Here is a 14,928-nt window from a genome sequence, read left to right as displayed (position 1 = left end):
AAAGAAAATGAATACTAGACTTATACTCGATATTGTATTACAATTTCTTTAGTACTGAAAATGATTCTCATTACCGTTTGGAGATATGCAACGTATATGAGAAAACAAGGAGAGAAATCAATGTGAAGAAATTTTTATGGGCATTCGCTCTATTAATGCTTGCAGCAGTTCTAGGGGCATGTAACTCAAGTTCCGATAAAGTGGAACAAAAGGACAAACCAGTAAAAGAAGAGACTCCTGCTGAAGATACAACTGATGCAACAGAAGATAAGAAAACGGGTGGAGAAGTAAACGTCTATACGGCTAGACACTATGACGTGGATGCAGTTCTTTATGAAGAGTTCACAGAAAAGACAGGCATTAAAGTAAATGTGATTGAAGCGAAAGCGCCAGAATTAATTGAGCGTCTTAAGCGTGAAGGACAAAATACACCTGCTGATTTATTTATTACGGTTGATGGCGGGATCTTGAACACAGCAAAAGAAGAAGGTCTTTTGCAGCCCATTGAATCTGAAGAAATTGATAAAGCAGTACCAGCAGAGCTTCGCGACACAGACAACGAATGGATTGGACTATCTACTCGTGCGCGTGTGATTGTCTATTCAAAAGATCGCGTGAAGCCTGAAGAATTATCAACTTATGAAGACCTTGCAACAGACAAATGGAAAGATAAATTACTTGTTCGTTCATCTGATAGCTTGTATAACCAGTCATTGATGGCATCATTGATTGCAATTGATGGCGAAGACAAAGCGAAAGAATGGGCTCAAGGTATTGTAAATAACTTGGCGCGCGAACCTGAAGGTGGAGACCGCGACCAAGCGCGTGCAATCGTTGCAGGTGTTGGTGATGTTGCGATTATGAATAGTTACTATGTAGGTCACATGTCTGTTTCAGACGAAGCAGAAGATGTGAAAGTGTTCGACCAGATTGGTGTGTTTTTCCCGAACCAGGAAACTACAGGAACACATATTAATATTAGTGGTGCTGGCTTGATTAAACACAGTAAAAACAAAGAAAATGCAGTAAAATTGATTGAGTACTTAACGACTGTGGAAGCTCAAGAACAATTCACGGCAGAAAACTTTGAGTTCCCAGTTAATAAAGAAGCGAAATTACCAGAAGTGATGGCTGAATGGGGTACATTCAAACCACAAGAAGTGGACTTCGCAGATTACGGTAAGTATAATCCGAAAGCTGTAGAATTAATGAATGAAGTAGGCTGGAAATAAGTTCAACAAAGAGCAGCTCTCGGGCTGCTTTTTTTTATATAAATAAACGCCAACTAGTAATTTTATAAGTAGATGAAACATTTCTGGTCTATCATAAGTAGTGTGAAAAATTTTAACTGGTCAGAATAAAGATAGTAAAACTCTTATCCTTTATAAAAACAGTCCAAACGAAAAGACTTTCAAAATATGATATGTTAGTGGAGTGTAGAATTTATGTATATAGTGGAGAAGTAGATGTATAAGCAACGACATTCGAAATGTCCGCGAAAATTTAGACGATATTAAAATAAGCACCCGCTAATTACGGGTGCTTCAATTAATTCTCTTCTTGCAAGGCTTTATATAATTGACCTTTACGTGCATAATCATTGACGATTCTTGTCATATCTGCGCGATCTTCATCAGTCAACTCACGAACAACACGAGCTGGAGAACCGATTGCTAATGTGTTAGGCGGAATCTTCTTGCCTGGAGTTACCAAGCTACCAGCACCGATGAATGCCCCTTCACCAACCTCAGCCCCATCGAGAACGGTAGCGCCCATTCCGACAAGTGCACCGGTTTTAATTGTGCAACTATGGAGCATGACTTTGTGACCGATCGTCACATTATCTTCAAGAATTAATGGGTACTTTGGGCTTTGATGTAGACAGCAGAAATCCTGTATATTTACTCTTCGTCCTATAATAGTAGGAGATACATCCCCACGTATAACGGTATTGAACCATATAGACGATTCAGGACCTATAGTTACATCCCCTGAAATCGTTACATAGTCCGCAATATAGACGGATGGGTCAATCTCTGGTAATTTACCTTCGTATGGATAAATCAATCAAATCTCCTCATTTCTAAATAATCATGTATAATTTATCGTAACAAACATTTAGTATTTGTGAAACATAAGAAAGAAATGGATAGAATAAGCTAGTCAAATAAGGAGTGGTAACTTTGTGGAAGTGGGAAGCAGAAGGTAAGGCGAAAGGTGTTATCGTTCTTGTACATAACGCATATGAACATCATAGAAGATATGTATGGCTCATACAAAAATTTCGAAGTGACGGCTTTCATGTCGTAGCAGGAGATTTACCTGGTCACGGCAAAGAAAATGTTGAAGTGCATGCAGAGGCATTTAGAGATTACCGGAGATTTATCAAAAAAATGATCCGTAGCGGTTTAGATGATAATTTGCCTGTGTTTTTATTTGGACATGGATTGGGTGCTACGTTCTTGCTTCGTTTATTACAGATGGAACGAATTGATTGTGCAGGAGTCATTTGCACATCGCCTTGGCTACATCTGGAACATCATCCGCCGATCCGTGCGAAAATGTTTACAAAGTGGTCTCAAACGATGACATTGGATCATGAAATCACGCCTGAACTTCTATCACGCAATCCTGAATTCTTGGAGCAATATGCGGAAGATCCAATGTATGTATCCATTGTGACGGGCGGCTGGTACCGCGAGTTACAGACGCTTATGAAATCAGTTATGCAACCTGATCTAATTATCCAGGACGTACCATTATTACTGCATACGGGGGAAGCGGATCAAATCACCAATACCGATTACACACGCAAGTGGGCATTCGCACAAAATCTATCTGAACTGCAATGGAAACGATGGAAAGATGTTGAGCACGATGTCATCCAAGCACCTGAGCAAGGAGGGATCTATTTATATACACTATCATTCATCCATAATGTACTTCACTCGCTAGGATATATTATCGAATGAAATAAGGTCGTGAACATATGAGAGAACGTATGTACATAGGTGTGGCTGGAGCTTTTGGAGCGAGCACAAGGCTGCTGATCGGTCACCTGTTGATCGTCAGTGCTTCTTTTCCTATCGCTACATTCTTAGTGAATATGATGGGTACGTTTATACTTTGCTACATAGTGGAACGTGCCCGTCTTTTGGGTAGTCTTAGCTCTCTAGCAGTGACAGTGATAACTTCAGGATTCCTTGGTGCATTTACGACGTTTTCAGCGGTCAGTGTAGAAACAGTTGAATTGCTAAGTGATGGATTTTTTGGACTTGCTGTTGCCTACGTCTTTAGCAGTTTATTAGGTGGACTAGCTATGGCGGCGCTTGGCTTTTCATTTGCTAGGAGGTTAACGGTATGATCTGGCATTTCATAGCAGTTGGTTGTGGCGGATTTATAGGGGCGCTATTGCGTTTTGAGGTATCTTCCAAGCTCAATCGAAAACGTATGCCATATGGAACGCTACTTGTTAATTCAATTGGAAGCTTCTTCATTGGTTGGATTATAGGTTCAAATCTTTCACTCAGTTGGACGTTGTTCTCTGCAACCGGTGTGGCTGGCGCTTTAACGACCTATTCTACGTTAATGAAAGAGATTTGGACGTTCTGGGCTGGAGGTCAAAAGCTCCAAGCCATTTGTTATACACTTGTAACGTTCATAGTGGGGATAGGCTTGGCCTTTTTAGGTTTTAGCTTATAGAAAAGAGGTCCTGATGAGTAAGAAAACGACATCCAAAGTGAAACAAAATAAACGCAAGAAAATGATTACATCATTCTTGATTGCTTTAGGGGTTGCGATAGTTGCAATATATTTCCCAGAACTATTTGAGGATGAGGAAAAAGAACCGAGTCGTCAAGGTCTTATACCTGTTGAATTAGTCAAAACAATTGACGGTGATACGATCAAGATTATGTATGAAGGTAAAGAAGAAAATGTACGGTATTTATTAATTGATACACCAGAAACGAACCATCCCCGTCTTGGCAAGCAACCTTACGGGCAGCAAGCTAAAGTGCGTAACCAAGAGCTACTGCAAAAAGGACGTCTTGAAATCGAATTTGATGTAGGCGGAAAATACGATAAATACGGCAGATTATTAGCGTATATTTACATAGACGGCAAGAGTGTGCAAGAGCAGTTATTGAAAGAGGGATTAGCGAGAGTCGCTTATGTGTATCCACCTAACACACGGCATCTGGATGCATTTGAAAAAGCGGAGCAACAAGCCAAGAAATCAGGCATAGGGATCTGGACGTTGGAAGATTATACAACAGACCGAGGTTTTGATAGTGAGAAATATCCCGCTGATTCTGTGAAGATACCTGTCTATGGTGAAACACAGGATTTTAAGAATTGTACAGAACTGCGTAAAGTATATCCGAAGGGCGTTACGAAAGGACACCCTGCATATAAAGAACATCTAGATGGCAATAGTGATGGACAAGCTTGTTAAGAATAGAAATACGAAGTAAGTACAAGGAACGCATTGGCGAACGCTATCCATTTACGGGTAACGGGCGTAGCATTTTTGTATATACATGTTAATAAAAAAGAATGAAGGCAAATCCTGTTTATTAAGGAATTGCCTTCATTCTTTTTTTATCAAAACACTTCATTATAATTCGTAAACTCCCGCAATGCACGTTCTTCAGCGGGAATGCGAACGGACAGCATCCAGATGTTTAGTATTAAAAATAGACCCGCTGTGAAGTATGCACTGAATAGTAAAGGTAAGACAATCAGTTCAGTTGTGACAATGACATAGTTCGGGTGGCGGATCCAGCGGTAAGGTCCTATTTTCCGTACGTTCGCTCCTGGTAGTATGAGAATTTTAGTGTTCCAAAACTTCCCTAATGATAACAGACACCAGACACGCAGAACTTGCATCAATAGGAAGACTGCAACAAAGGCACCTGAGAATGGTGATAAGGGACGATCGAATACAAGAACTTCGATTAGCAAGGAAATGAAAAATGCCGTATGCATCAGAACCATCCATTTATAATGGGATGCGCCGATTTCTATTGCGCCTTTACTGCGTATCCACTTTTCGTTACGATTAGCGACGACTAATTCTACTAATCGTTGCATAACGACGATGATAAAAACAAACAGGAAGAGCCTACCCATTTCACTGCCACTCCAACAACAGTAGTTCTCCACAGAAGCCTGGACCCAGTGCTGCCATTAACCCGTATTCCCCTTTAGCAGGCTGCTGCTCGATGAAATCCTTGAGTACGTAGAGCACAGTAGGAGACGACATATTCCCATGATATTGCAATACTTTTTTCGACGTAGCGGTTTGCTCTTGATTCATATCCAAGGCTTTTTGATAAGCATCCAATACTTTTTTACCGCCTGGATGGGCAACGAAATGCTGTACGTCTTCCATTGACAAATCATGATCTTCTACGAATTGATGCACGAAGGGTCCTAACCAACTCTTGATAACGTTTGGAATACTCTTTGAAAAGACCACATGCAAGCCATCATTTTTAATGTCCCAGCCCATCACGTCCTCTGAATTGGGCATGAAACGTGAAGATGTTGCACGGATATGCGGCATCGGACGAGTGCTTTTAACGGTAGACTGTTCTCCAGAAACAAGTGCACAAGCAACACCATCGGAAAATAATGAAACACCGACCAAGTTACTTTTCGACACATCATCCCGTTGAAACGTTAAGCTGCAAAGCTCTATAGCCAGAACGAGAACATTCGATTCAGGATAAGCTTTACAGTAATCAAAAGCCCGACTCATACCCGAAGCCCCACCTGCGCAACCAAGACCCCAAATAGGGATACGTTTAATATCATGTCGAAATGGTAATTCATTAATAAGACGGGCATCGATACTTGGTGTGGCAATACCACTACTTGAAACAAAGAATATCGCGTCTATTTCAGCAGCATGCACCGGACGTTCAAGCGAAGTCGTATTGGTGAGACATTGTTCGACTGCTCGTTTGCCAAGAGTCACGGCGTGCTGAATGTATAAGTTGTTTTTTGTTTCAAAATCATGTGGCTCCGCATACCATTCCAACGGCATACATACTTGTCGTGAATCAATTTCACCGTTTTGGAACACTTTCAACAAGCGATCGATATCTTTAAATGAATCCGAAAATAAAGAGCGGGCAAATGTCATAGCCTCTTCCTGTGGTAAATCAACAGGCGGCCTAACGGTACTGACAGATTGAATAATTGGCATAGGGTTACCTCCGATAAAATTAATAGCGTGCGCGAGCAGTAAATTATGGCGTAGCTTCTCGTAAACTATATGCAATGGAAGTGAAGGACTTGTCTTAAAGATAGAATTAAGTATAGTAGATTAATTTCCTATTACATCTGCAGTACTTCGACCATCCAAAATGGATTGGGCGTTGTCATGCTATCCCACTATTCCCCTTTTAAGGTAGCAGAAAACTATAAAGTGTTAGATGCGTTGTGCAACCACTAAGGAATCATGCCTGTTTCTATTACGTATCACTTTTATGGTAAACTGAAATCGTATAAACTGATTATGCAAGAAACTTTGAAAGGGGAGAGAAGTTATGAATGTAATCGATACTAAGAATCAGCTAACTGATAAGAAAAAACATATTGAAAAAGTGGCGGATGTCGACAATGCAATCTTGATGAATATTCAATTGCGTGCAGGTGAGGAAGTGGCAGAGCATGATGCGAATAAAGAAGTATTCATCATCGTGCGAAAAGGAAAAGTGCGGTTCACAGTGGAAGGCGAGCCGATTGATGTAACGCCAGATAACGTCTTGCATATGGTGCCGCTAGAAAGACATAGTTTGCATGCGGTAGAGGATTCAGACGTTTTAGTTATTCAAGTAAAGCCGTGAAGATAATAAACAGAGACCGCAAGTAGTACTTGTAGTCTCTGTTTATTATGTAGACTAATTTAAGGCTGAATTGTTTTACATAATTCACGCAAACTGGAAACGAATCCTTCATTCTGTTCAGCAGTTCGTTTTTTGGGGCCGCGTAAACGACCTCCTGCTCGGCGGATTTTCTGTGCTTTATGACGTGCTGCAAGTAATTGATCAATATTGTCATTGGTATACCATCTACCGTTCTGATCAAGAGGCAAACCTTGTTTCGCCAACGCCATAGCAGCCAATCCATAATCTTGAGTGACGACGATATCCCCCTTTTTTATACGGTTCACCAATACAAAATCGACTGCGTCGGCACCTTTGGAAACAGTAATCGTCTCAGCGCCTTCCCGATGCATTTCATGTGCAGTGTCACATATTAATACACAAGGTAGGCCGTATTCTTTCGCAATTCCGATCGTTTCATTAATTACCGGACAGCCATCTGCATCCACTAAAATCGTTGTCACGTTATCCCTCTCCTCCTACTTCTCTTTGTAGGTTTAGTATAGCAAATATCGGGAAAGATAAGTAAAAACATGAGGTTGAGGTGATGTAGTGGCTGATTTATCAAAAGAACAACAGACAACTGCAGAACAACGTGAGCAATATGGACGTGAAATGGATGCAAAGAATGCTGCCATGGAGAACGTAGAAGTGCCACTTGAAAACAGAGTATTGGCAGATCACGAAATTCCAACACCGTTAACAGAAGAAGAAGTTAGAGCTAAGGTCGGTAATCAAAACTACCGAAATGCGACTGAGGATAACGCACCGACATCAATAGGTAGCTAATAAATTCATGCAAAATACTAGGGACATCACGGATGTTCCTTTTTTTTTGCGTTAACCGTTATTAATGAAACTAACCTGTTAGGCAAATCGTATGTATACGATACAACTACATAACGGGGTGATGAAAAATGAATGAAGGATATTTCGTAGGATGGGGGACATTAGCTTTAATCAATGCCGTATTGGCTCAGGGGAAAAACAGAAGTGGATTGAACTGGTTTATACTTTCTTTATTTTTAGGACCGCTGGCCACTCTCTTCTTAGCGCTATCAGGTAAAAAGTGATAAACTATTTAGGAAACCGAAATAGTGAAGGGAGCTAGTATAGCTATGCAAATTAATGTAGAAATTTTATTCTCAACAGATGGACAAATAACGAAGAACCTCTTGGTGAAGCAATTTGTCGACAATCAAGCCGAAGAATTTTCCACGTTTGTACATGAGGGAAAACAGTTAGTCGTTATAAAAAATAAAGAATGGAAAGCAGTAGATGCAATTCGCAGTATTGCAGGTGAAATCTCTCGCAAGCTTGCGGCACAAAAGGTACATTCTGCTTCGATTCAAGCAGATCAGCTAGCGCAAAAATGGTCGTCTGTAGACGAAGCAGTCACGGCTTTCGTTGAAGGATGGCATCTTGGCGCCTATAACTTTGATCTCTACCAATCTAAAAAGGCGGATCCTGTCACTACATTAAATGTAAAAGGTGCAGATCAAGCAGCAGTCAAATCAGGAGAAGTACGTGCTGCCGCTATGGCGTTTTCTCGAGATTTGATGAATGAACTTTCTGATGTATTGAACCCAGAGACATATCCAGAAGTATTAAAAGACCATTTCAAAGGAACAAAAGTGAAAATCAATGTACTAGGTAAAAAAGAAATCGAAGAACACGAAATGAACGGCGTATTAACAGTTTGCCGTGGCAGTAAGTATGAGCCCTCATTTGTTGAGATGACTTTGCAGACAGATGCGTCAAAACCACTCGTGGCTCTTGTCGGAAAAGGCGTAACGTACGATTCAGGCGGTATTAGCTTGAAGGGCGGACGCGATGATAGTGACATGCGTATGGATATGGGCGGTTCAGCAGCTGTCAGCGGTGCATTATCACTATTAGCTCATTCAGATGCGAAAGTGAATGTAGTCGTGCTGATTCCAATGGTTGAAAATACACCTGGACCCGACGCTGTAATGCCGGGCGAAGTGATTCAATATAAGAACGGCATCAGTGTACAAGTCGGTAATACAGATGCAGAAGGACGTTTGATTTTGGCTGATGGATTAATTCGAGCAGGAGAATTACATGCTGATTACACAGTCGATATTGCTACATTGACCGGGGCGGTTGTAGCTGCTCTAGGTACAGAAGTCGGTGGAGTCTTTGGTGATGAGGAGTTGTCTTATAAACTGAAGAAAATCGGCGATCAAAACGGCGACTTCGTTTGGCCACTTCCACTAGTGGATGAATATGAGGAATCACTTGACAGCGCCTATGCTGATTGTAATAATATTAGTTCTTTAACTGTGGCAGGTTCGATCACGGCTGGTCTCTTCTTGCGTAAGTTCGCTCCGAAGAATAACTGGTTGCATGTGGACATGGCAGGTGTCATGGATAAGCAGAAATCGAAGGGGTATTACACAAAATCTGCGACAGGCTACGGAGCACGTTTGCTTGCGGATTATACAGTGTCATTGACTAAATAAGTAATATTTAAAAGGATGTCCTAACTGGGCATCCTTTTTTGTGTTGGTTGGGAGTATTGGAAGAGGAGCGCTAAATAGTGTCTGCGAGGGGATGGAAGCTCCAGTTGGCGGACGCTTCCATCCTAATTATTGAGTGGTGGTACTTAGATCACTCACTGAAGCTAATATGTAAGTTATTATTGTGTCTAAACTTATTTGAGTTCAAGTTCAAAATAGTTTACAATTCTAACTTCAATGCACAGCAAAAAGTATCATACACTCGCAATTGCAAGGGATTGGTGCGTAGGGCAGCTTTTGCGAGTAAAAGTGAAGTATTAGGATAACATCTTTGCACTCAATCTTCATCCCAACACTTACCTATTCTATCTATCTAGAATCTGCAAATCATGTAATTAAGAACAAAAAAGTGATCGAAGTCATAAAACCACGACTTCGATCACTTCTTTTCAAAGACTCATAAAAACAAAGCAGGGGAGGCGATTCCTGAGAGGATGATCAGTAAGGATACCGACGCAATAATGGCTGGCTTCATAAATGCAGGCTCTTCCTGCACGAGCTCCTTGATCGCATAAATTATAGAAATAACAAAAACGAACGGCCAGACGAACCATGTCCATAAATAGAGAACACTCAAAAGCTTCATAATACTAATAAACATAGACTTCACTCCTTGGATAGTAATAAGAGCTCCTGTATAAAAGAATGACGTGATAGATAAATGCTCTGATACTTTTGTTTCCCCTATTTTACAAAATTCACACTCTTCTAATAAAAATTATAAGTAGAATATCCAAGTCAGTAGAAACTATTACACTTTTTTACGGTTTTCGTATATTTGAACGAATGGGATTATTTCTCTTTATTTGTTGAAATTTTATTATGAGGAGGCAATAAGAGAAAAGTGTGAAAATAAATATTCGCTGCCATGAGACCAATACCGGCATATAAGACAATCAGCGACGCTGAATTCAGTCCGGGCAGTAGAATCAGAGGGAATAGTGCACCAATTAGAAGACCAGCCACTGAATAAAAAACTAGCTTCTTTACATACTGCAACTTTTTATTTTTCATTAATTTATCAATCATGATAGATAAGGGAATTCCAATCAGTAAAAAGATTGGCCCTGCGTATAACATAACGAATATCATTGTTTCAGCGAACCCAAAATAATAGGTATTCGGTTCGCGCTGTGATTCAGGTACATAGGAAATGGCTGAATAAATAATTGCGAATAAGATAGCGGCTATAACTGCTGATATAAAACGTTTCATAATCGTACCTCCAATCTGTCTTTATCATATTTCAGAAAATAGTTATACACAATGAAAAAGACGAGTGAGAGAAAAACTCACTCGTCTTTCATTATTTACATAGGACAACTTCACGCGAAAACGTACCTTTATGTGCAAGGCAACGATCTACTATCTCAAATCCAGCAATTTCGAGCATTTCGTCCATATTCTCAATGGTGATAATTAAACAGCTTTTTGAAAAACGACGAGCTTCTTTCAAAATCTCGAGTTGACCTTCTGCAGTAATATGTGTAAATAAATTATACGGCATGTCAATGATCGCCACATCGTATGCTTCAACGACATCGGCAATTGGACCTATTGTGACATTGCCTTTCAGACCGAAGTAGTCGATATTTTTTCGCGAACCATAGACGACAAGTGGATTAATATCACGACCTTCAATAGGTATCCCCATAGATAGTGCTTCAACAAGGACAGTTCCAATTCCACAGCAAGGATCGATGACGCGTTTCCCTTCAGGGTGTGGCACTGCGATATTGACGGCGGCTCTAGCTAAACGGGTACCCAGCGCAGTAGAGTACATGTGCGGCTTCTGTTGGTGCACATGCCAGTCAGAAGAACTATAAAGTAATTTCCCTGCGTACCAGTGATTATCCAATTTCATAATGCCAATGAACATTTCTGGATGATCGAGTTCTGGTTCACCGTTAATCTGTAATCCTATGGTGCGCTCAATGTCACGACGAGTATCATGACCAATTTTAGCTGTTTCCGCAAGCGTTATATCGTTCAAGCAGACTGTTTTAAATAATTGATCGATCTCCAATTCAGAAGCTTTGTCAGCTAGCAATTCCAAGCTGTCCGCATCCAGTAAGACTTCGAGTCGTGTTTGTATGAACGGACTTCGTGACGGGTCAATCGCAATATCACTTACGATCACGTTATCCTTTACGTCGTGGCCGAAAAAAGCCCGCATTTCCATCCGACATAATTCTTTTTCATCACGGTGTCGAATATACGTGTAGATAAACTGCGATGCCATCAGCTATTTGCTCTCATTTTATGCAAATCATCCAGTACTACGTATAGAAGTTGTAATGCATCTTTTATGGACATCGCCTCATCAAATCCATTAAGAGAATCAAACGGAACATTCAATTCCCAGAAACCTTCGTTATCCGAAAACGAAATACTAAAACCATTTAAGTTGTGCTGAAGTTTTTCCTCAATAAATGTACGAATTAGTTCGCCTTCTTTTTTCTTGCCTCGTAAACCAAATAACGCCATATACGTTTTGAAAATATCGTCCACTTCAAGTGCTAGCGAATCAACTTGGATTTCATCAAATTCAGGTGACTCGACAAAAAGAAACTCAGCTATATTAGATTTCAAATACGAGATGGGTTCGTGTGAAAAACGTTCATCCGCAGTGCGTACTATTTCCTCCGTTTCCTTTACACATACTTCTATTGATTTAATTGTTATTGTACTCATTTTTTCACTCCTCGTTAGTAAGTATACCGGATTGCTTTTCGGGATACCACGGATTTAAGTGAATTAACACTTCGTCGACATCTTCATTTTTTGCCATGATCAAATTACGTAATCTACTCGAAATAACATGACCTTCTTGTATAGTTAAATCACCACTGACACCGATACGAATATCCACCAATACGTAATGACCATGTTCTCTTGCACGCAAGCGATCAATTCGTTTCACTTCTGGAATGGAGTGAATCAATTCTTCAAAAGCGACTAATCGTTCATCGCCTACACTTTTCTCCATTAATATATCAATACTTTCCTTACCGATATCGATAGCAATTTTTAAGACAAGAATCGAGACGATAATACCTGCAATGGGATCACCGTATGTGAGTAGCGGCAATGCGTAAGCATCTCCAACTAAAGCAAGTCCAATTCCTACCACTGCGGCAAGTGAGGCATAGACATCTGCCAAGTGATCATAGGCCGTTGCGATCAGGCCTTTACTGTTCTCCGCGGTACCGATTCGAATGGTGTAGACATAGAGTATATATTTCCAAATTAGAGACACAATCGCAGTGATTAAGGCAATTTTACTCGCTTTAGCAGGATCTTCGAATAAAGCCATTATAGCTTCGAAAGCAATATAGATTGCGGCTAACCCCAAAATAATAGCGACTATGCTTGAACCAATGACTTCCGCTTTGCCGTGTCCATACGGATGATCTTCATCTGCAGGACGTTTTGAAATTTGCATAGATGTCAGTGCAGCGGCAGAAGCTACCACATCACCTGCGTTGTGGAAACCGTCTGCTAGTAAAACAGGACTTCTAAAAACAAATCCGACTACCAGTTTCAATACAGTCAAAATGATATTACTTAATAAACTAATCCAGATAGCTAAAATGGCAGAAGTAGAATGTTCGCGTATATGAATTGTCATAAAAGTTTCCCTCCTCTAAGAGTGTTTCCTACAAGCAACAAAAAAACCTCGCTTAGCTTAGGCGAGGTCATACGTAATTTTAATTGTTGGATTGGGACAAAGTTTCTCATTGTCATCACTCATTCATTTATTGTTCAATTATTATCCCATAAATATACGGTTTATGCAAGCGGACACAACATTACTCAAAGTAGAAAAAATTCGTCCACTGTGTCAAAATAAAAGAATAGATCTGATGCAAGTTGGCGATAGGGATAATCAGTATACAGAAATACGAATAAAAATACACGTTGAGAGGAATGATGAATAATGAAACTTTGGGGCGGTCGTTTTAGTAGCAAAGCAGACAAGATTATGGAGAAATTCAACAGCTCTTTGCCTGTTGATTATCGTCTATTCAGAGAAGACATTGCAGGTAGTATTGCACACGTAACGATGCAAGTACATTCAGATTTACTGTCACCCGAGGAAGGCGAATTACTTGTAAACGGCTTACAGTCGATTTTAGCGGATATCGAATCGGGTGAATTACAAATTGAAGGTAATTATGAAGATATTCATTCATTCGTTGAAATGAATCTAACAGAGCGAGTAGGAGAGACAGGCAAGAAATTACATACAGCGCGTAGTCGAAACGATCAAGTAGCTGTCGATATGAGGCAATATGCGAGAAATCAAACTTCTGTCGTCATAGACGCGCTTCAGGTCCTAATCGATTCACTTGAGTCAAAGGGAAAAGCAAACAATGTTATTATGCCAGGCTACACACATTTGCAACGCGCACAAGTTGTCACGTTTGGACATCATTTGGGCGCTTATGCACAAATGTTCAAACGCGATAAGAAACGTGTGCAAAATGCTGCTGAGATTTTGAATGAAAATCCACTTGGCTGTGGTGCATTAGCTGGGACGACACATAATATTGATCGTCAAGTGACGACTGCATTACTAGGGTTCGATAAACCGGTTGATAACTTCCTTGACGGGGTCAGTGATCGCGACTACTTAGTAGAATTGATGTCCGATTTCTCCATCATAATGATGCATATGAGCCGTTTAAGTGAAGAACTGATTCTTTGGAGCAGCCAAGAGTTCCGTTTCATCACCATCTCAGATGCCTATTCAACAGGAAGTAGCATCATGCCACAGAAGAAAAATCCGGATGCAGCAGAACTGATCCGTGGAAAAACAGGACGTGTATATGGCTCTCTATTCGCTTTACTCACGACGTTGAAAGGATTGCCATTAACCTATAATAAAGACATGCAAGAAGACAAAGAACAATTCTTTGACGCACTTGATACAGTTCTGGATTGTTTGGAAATCATGTCTAAAATGATCGATACTCTACAGGTAAATGCAGATCAAATGAAAGCAGCGATTAAAGGTGGTTTCCTAAATGCAACAGAAGTGGCAGACTATTTAGTCGCAAAAGGAATGCCATTCCGTGATGCTCATGAAGTGGTCGGAAAAATTATTCTTTATTGTGAACAAAAAAACAAAGCGATTGAAGATCTAACAGTGGGGGAACTTAAAAAGTACAGCGATCATATCGATGAGGATATCTACGAATACATTGATTATGAAGCAATTATTTCAAAAGGTAACAAAGGATTGATGAAAGAACAGTAATTCTAGCAAGGAAGCCATTTTTTTACTAACACTAGAGAGTACTTCCTAAGTAAAACTAAACAATAATTAGCATGTAAAAAGCCTACGGAATATAAAATGTACCCTATACGATAGACACTTTGAAAAAAGTCTATCCTATGGGGTACTTTTGTTTATAATTAAGAAAAAAGATGTGGGAGCGGATAAATATGACTGAACGATTGTTTACCACAAGAGAACAAGAACA

Annotated in this window: 19 protein-coding genes; 10 read left to right on the top strand and 9 right to left on the bottom strand. The window is 40.2% G+C overall.

Features of this window, described 5'->3' with window-relative positions:
• The first annotated feature begins 122 nt into the window (after positions 1-122).
• Positions 123-1,232 carry a Fe(3+) ABC transporter substrate-binding protein gene (locus CSV77_RS15265; RefSeq protein WP_233189589.1) on the top strand — a complete coding sequence of 370 codons (1,110 nt, stop codon included), beginning with the start codon at positions 123-125 and terminating at the stop codon, positions 1,230-1,232.
• Positions 1,233-1,548: 316 nt separating this feature from the next.
• Here the strand turns inward: CSV77_RS15265 and CSV77_RS15260 are convergent, their stop codons facing one another.
• On the bottom strand, positions 1,549-2,067 hold the full coding sequence (locus tag CSV77_RS15260) for a gamma carbonic anhydrase (protein ID WP_099631383.1): 519 nt from the start codon (positions 2,065-2,067) through the stop codon (positions 1,549-1,551).
• A 107-nt stretch (positions 2,068-2,174) separates the two neighbouring features.
• Here CSV77_RS15260 and CSV77_RS15255 point away from each other — a divergent pair, with 107 nt between their 5' ends.
• The 4 genes from CSV77_RS15255 to CSV77_RS15240 are packed head-to-tail and all read left to right on the top strand — an operon-like array spanning position 2,175 to position 4,456.
• Positions 2,175-2,972 (top strand): alpha/beta hydrolase, encoded by a 798-nt coding sequence (locus CSV77_RS15255; RefSeq protein ID WP_099674079.1) that lies wholly within the window; start codon positions 2,175-2,177, stop codon positions 2,970-2,972.
• 17 nt (positions 2,973-2,989) lie between these two features.
• A complete protein-coding gene (locus CSV77_RS15250) occupies positions 2,990-3,364 on the top strand; it encodes a fluoride efflux transporter FluC (protein WP_099674078.1) in 375 nt (124 codons plus the stop codon).
• Positions 3,361-3,702: a fluoride efflux transporter FluC gene (locus tag CSV77_RS15245; RefSeq protein WP_099631386.1), complete on the top strand. Its 342-nt coding sequence runs from the start codon at positions 3,361-3,363 to the stop codon at positions 3,700-3,702. The genes CSV77_RS15250 and CSV77_RS15245 overlap by 4 nt, the downstream gene beginning before the upstream one ends.
• 13 nt (positions 3,703-3,715) lie before the next feature.
• Positions 3,716-4,456, top strand: coding sequence for a thermonuclease family protein (locus tag CSV77_RS15240; RefSeq protein WP_099631387.1), 741 nt, complete (start codon positions 3,716-3,718; stop codon positions 4,454-4,456).
• A 149-nt stretch (positions 4,457-4,605) separates the two neighbouring features.
• Here the strand turns inward: CSV77_RS15240 and CSV77_RS15235 are convergent, their stop codons facing one another.
• Together CSV77_RS15235 and CSV77_RS15230 are read right to left on the bottom strand one after the other, a co-directional pair.
• Positions 4,606-5,133, bottom strand: a complete 528-nt coding sequence (locus tag CSV77_RS15235) for an isoprenylcysteine carboxyl methyltransferase family protein (RefSeq protein WP_099674077.1) — start codon at positions 5,131-5,133, stop codon at positions 4,606-4,608.
• A 1-nt stretch (position 5,134) separates the two neighbouring features.
• A complete protein-coding gene (locus CSV77_RS15230) occupies positions 5,135-6,214 on the bottom strand; it encodes a type III polyketide synthase (RefSeq protein ID WP_099674076.1) in 1,080 nt (359 codons plus the stop codon).
• A 343-nt stretch (positions 6,215-6,557) separates the two neighbouring features.
• On the opposite strand from CSV77_RS15230, the gene CSV77_RS15220 reads away from it, so the two are divergent.
• Complete coding sequence (locus CSV77_RS15220; RefSeq protein WP_099674075.1) at positions 6,558-6,857, top strand: cupin domain-containing protein; 300 nt, start codon at positions 6,558-6,560, stop codon at positions 6,855-6,857.
• Between the two features lie 59 nt (positions 6,858-6,916).
• On the opposite strand, the gene CSV77_RS15215 is transcribed toward CSV77_RS15220, so the two are convergent.
• Positions 6,917-7,360 carry a YaiI/YqxD family protein gene (locus CSV77_RS15215; protein ID WP_099674074.1) on the bottom strand — a complete coding sequence of 148 codons (444 nt, stop codon included), beginning with the start codon at positions 7,358-7,360 and terminating at the stop codon, positions 6,917-6,919.
• A gap of 88 nt (positions 7,361-7,448) precedes the next feature.
• On the opposite strand from CSV77_RS15215, the gene CSV77_RS15210 reads away from it, so the two are divergent.
• The 3 genes from CSV77_RS15210 to CSV77_RS15205 all read left to right on the top strand — a co-directional run bounded on the left by CSV77_RS15210 (position 7,449) and on the right by CSV77_RS15205 (position 9,382).
• Positions 7,449-7,685 (top strand): hypothetical protein, encoded by a 237-nt coding sequence (locus CSV77_RS15210; protein ID WP_099674073.1) that lies wholly within the window; start codon positions 7,449-7,451, stop codon positions 7,683-7,685.
• Positions 7,686-7,813: 128 nt separating this feature from the next.
• Complete coding sequence (locus CSV77_RS17065; RefSeq protein WP_169535198.1) at positions 7,814-7,969, top strand: hypothetical protein; 156 nt, start codon at positions 7,814-7,816, stop codon at positions 7,967-7,969.
• A gap of 45 nt (positions 7,970-8,014) precedes the next feature.
• Positions 8,015-9,382 (top strand): leucyl aminopeptidase family protein, encoded by a 1,368-nt coding sequence (locus CSV77_RS15205; protein ID WP_099674072.1) that lies wholly within the window; start codon positions 8,015-8,017, stop codon positions 9,380-9,382.
• A 454-nt stretch (positions 9,383-9,836) separates the two neighbouring features.
• Here the strand turns inward: CSV77_RS15205 and CSV77_RS15195 are convergent, their stop codons facing one another.
• The 5 genes from CSV77_RS15195 to CSV77_RS15175 form a co-directional block, all read right to left on the bottom strand.
• Positions 9,837-10,040, bottom strand: a complete 204-nt coding sequence (locus CSV77_RS15195) for a hypothetical protein (RefSeq protein ID WP_085426733.1) — start codon at positions 10,038-10,040, stop codon at positions 9,837-9,839.
• Between the two features lie 191 nt (positions 10,041-10,231).
• Positions 10,232-10,654: a hypothetical protein gene (locus CSV77_RS15190; protein WP_099674070.1), complete on the bottom strand. Its 423-nt coding sequence runs from the start codon at positions 10,652-10,654 to the stop codon at positions 10,232-10,234.
• A gap of 91 nt (positions 10,655-10,745) precedes the next feature.
• Positions 10,746-11,681 carry a TRM11 family SAM-dependent methyltransferase gene (locus tag CSV77_RS15185; RefSeq protein ID WP_099674069.1) on the bottom strand — a complete coding sequence of 312 codons (936 nt, stop codon included), beginning with the start codon at positions 11,679-11,681 and terminating at the stop codon, positions 10,746-10,748.
• Positions 11,681-12,133, bottom strand: a complete 453-nt coding sequence (locus CSV77_RS15180) for a protoporphyrinogen oxidase (RefSeq protein WP_099674068.1) — start codon at positions 12,131-12,133, stop codon at positions 11,681-11,683. Before CSV77_RS15180 ends, CSV77_RS15185 begins: the two co-directional genes overlap by 1 nt.
• A gap of 4 nt (positions 12,134-12,137) precedes the next feature.
• On the bottom strand, positions 12,138-13,070 hold the full coding sequence (locus tag CSV77_RS15175; RefSeq protein ID WP_099674067.1) for a cation diffusion facilitator family transporter: 933 nt from the start codon (positions 13,068-13,070) through the stop codon (positions 12,138-12,140).
• A gap of 309 nt (positions 13,071-13,379) precedes the next feature.
• Between CSV77_RS15175 and argH the strand changes: the two genes are divergently transcribed.
• The gene (gene argH / locus CSV77_RS15170; protein WP_099674066.1) at positions 13,380-14,702 is read left to right on the top strand and encodes an argininosuccinate lyase; all 1,323 of its coding nucleotides are present in this window, start codon (positions 13,380-13,382) and stop codon (positions 14,700-14,702) included.
• Positions 14,703-14,928: the final 226 nt, after the last annotated feature.

Origin of the sequence: Sporosarcina sp. P16b (assembly GCF_002743065.1) — a bacterium.
Lineage (GTDB): Bacteria > Bacillota > Bacilli > Bacillales_A > Planococcaceae > Sporosarcina.
The sequence above is the reverse complement of the archived record's forward strand: the minus strand, read 5'-3'. Positions and strand labels throughout refer to the sequence as shown.

What these genes read in the sequence shown, in the direction of transcription:
- CSV77_RS15250 (WP_099674078.1), top strand. Translation starts at nt 2,990, where the DNA reads ATGAGAGAACGTATGTACATAGGTGTGGCTGGAGCTTTTGGAGCGAGC.
- argH (WP_099674066.1), top strand. Translation starts at nt 13,380, where the DNA reads ATGAAACTTTGGGGCGGTCGTTTTAGTAGCAAAGCAGACAAGATTATG.
- CSV77_RS15245 (WP_099631386.1), top strand. Translation starts at nt 3,361, where the DNA reads ATGATCTGGCATTTCATAGCAGTTGGTTGTGGCGGATTTATAGGGGCG.
- CSV77_RS15230 (WP_099674076.1), bottom strand. Translation starts at nt 6,214, where the DNA reads ATGCCAATTATTCAATCTGTCAGTACCGTTAGGCCGCCTGTTGATTTA.
- CSV77_RS15185 (WP_099674069.1), bottom strand. Translation starts at nt 11,681, where the DNA reads ATGGCATCGCAGTTTATCTACACGTATATTCGACACCGTGATGAAAAA.
- CSV77_RS15180 (WP_099674068.1), bottom strand. Translation starts at nt 12,133, where the DNA reads ATGAGTACAATAACAATTAAATCAATAGAAGTATGTGTAAAGGAAACG.
- CSV77_RS15195 (WP_085426733.1), bottom strand. Translation starts at nt 10,040, where the DNA reads ATGTTTATTAGTATTATGAAGCTTTTGAGTGTTCTCTATTTATGGACA.
- CSV77_RS15175 (WP_099674067.1), bottom strand. Translation starts at nt 13,070, where the DNA reads ATGACAATTCATATACGCGAACATTCTACTTCTGCCATTTTAGCTATC.
- CSV77_RS15240 (WP_099631387.1), top strand. Translation starts at nt 3,716, where the DNA reads ATGAGTAAGAAAACGACATCCAAAGTGAAACAAAATAAACGCAAGAAA.
- CSV77_RS15235 (WP_099674077.1), bottom strand. Translation starts at nt 5,133, where the DNA reads ATGGGTAGGCTCTTCCTGTTTGTTTTTATCATCGTCGTTATGCAACGA.
- CSV77_RS15190 (WP_099674070.1), bottom strand. Translation starts at nt 10,654, where the DNA reads ATGAAACGTTTTATATCAGCAGTTATAGCCGCTATCTTATTCGCAATT.
- CSV77_RS15205 (WP_099674072.1), top strand. Translation starts at nt 8,015, where the DNA reads ATGCAAATTAATGTAGAAATTTTATTCTCAACAGATGGACAAATAACG.
- CSV77_RS17065 (WP_169535198.1), top strand. Translation starts at nt 7,814, where the DNA reads ATGAATGAAGGATATTTCGTAGGATGGGGGACATTAGCTTTAATCAAT.
- CSV77_RS15220 (WP_099674075.1), top strand. Translation starts at nt 6,558, where the DNA reads ATGAATGTAATCGATACTAAGAATCAGCTAACTGATAAGAAAAAACAT.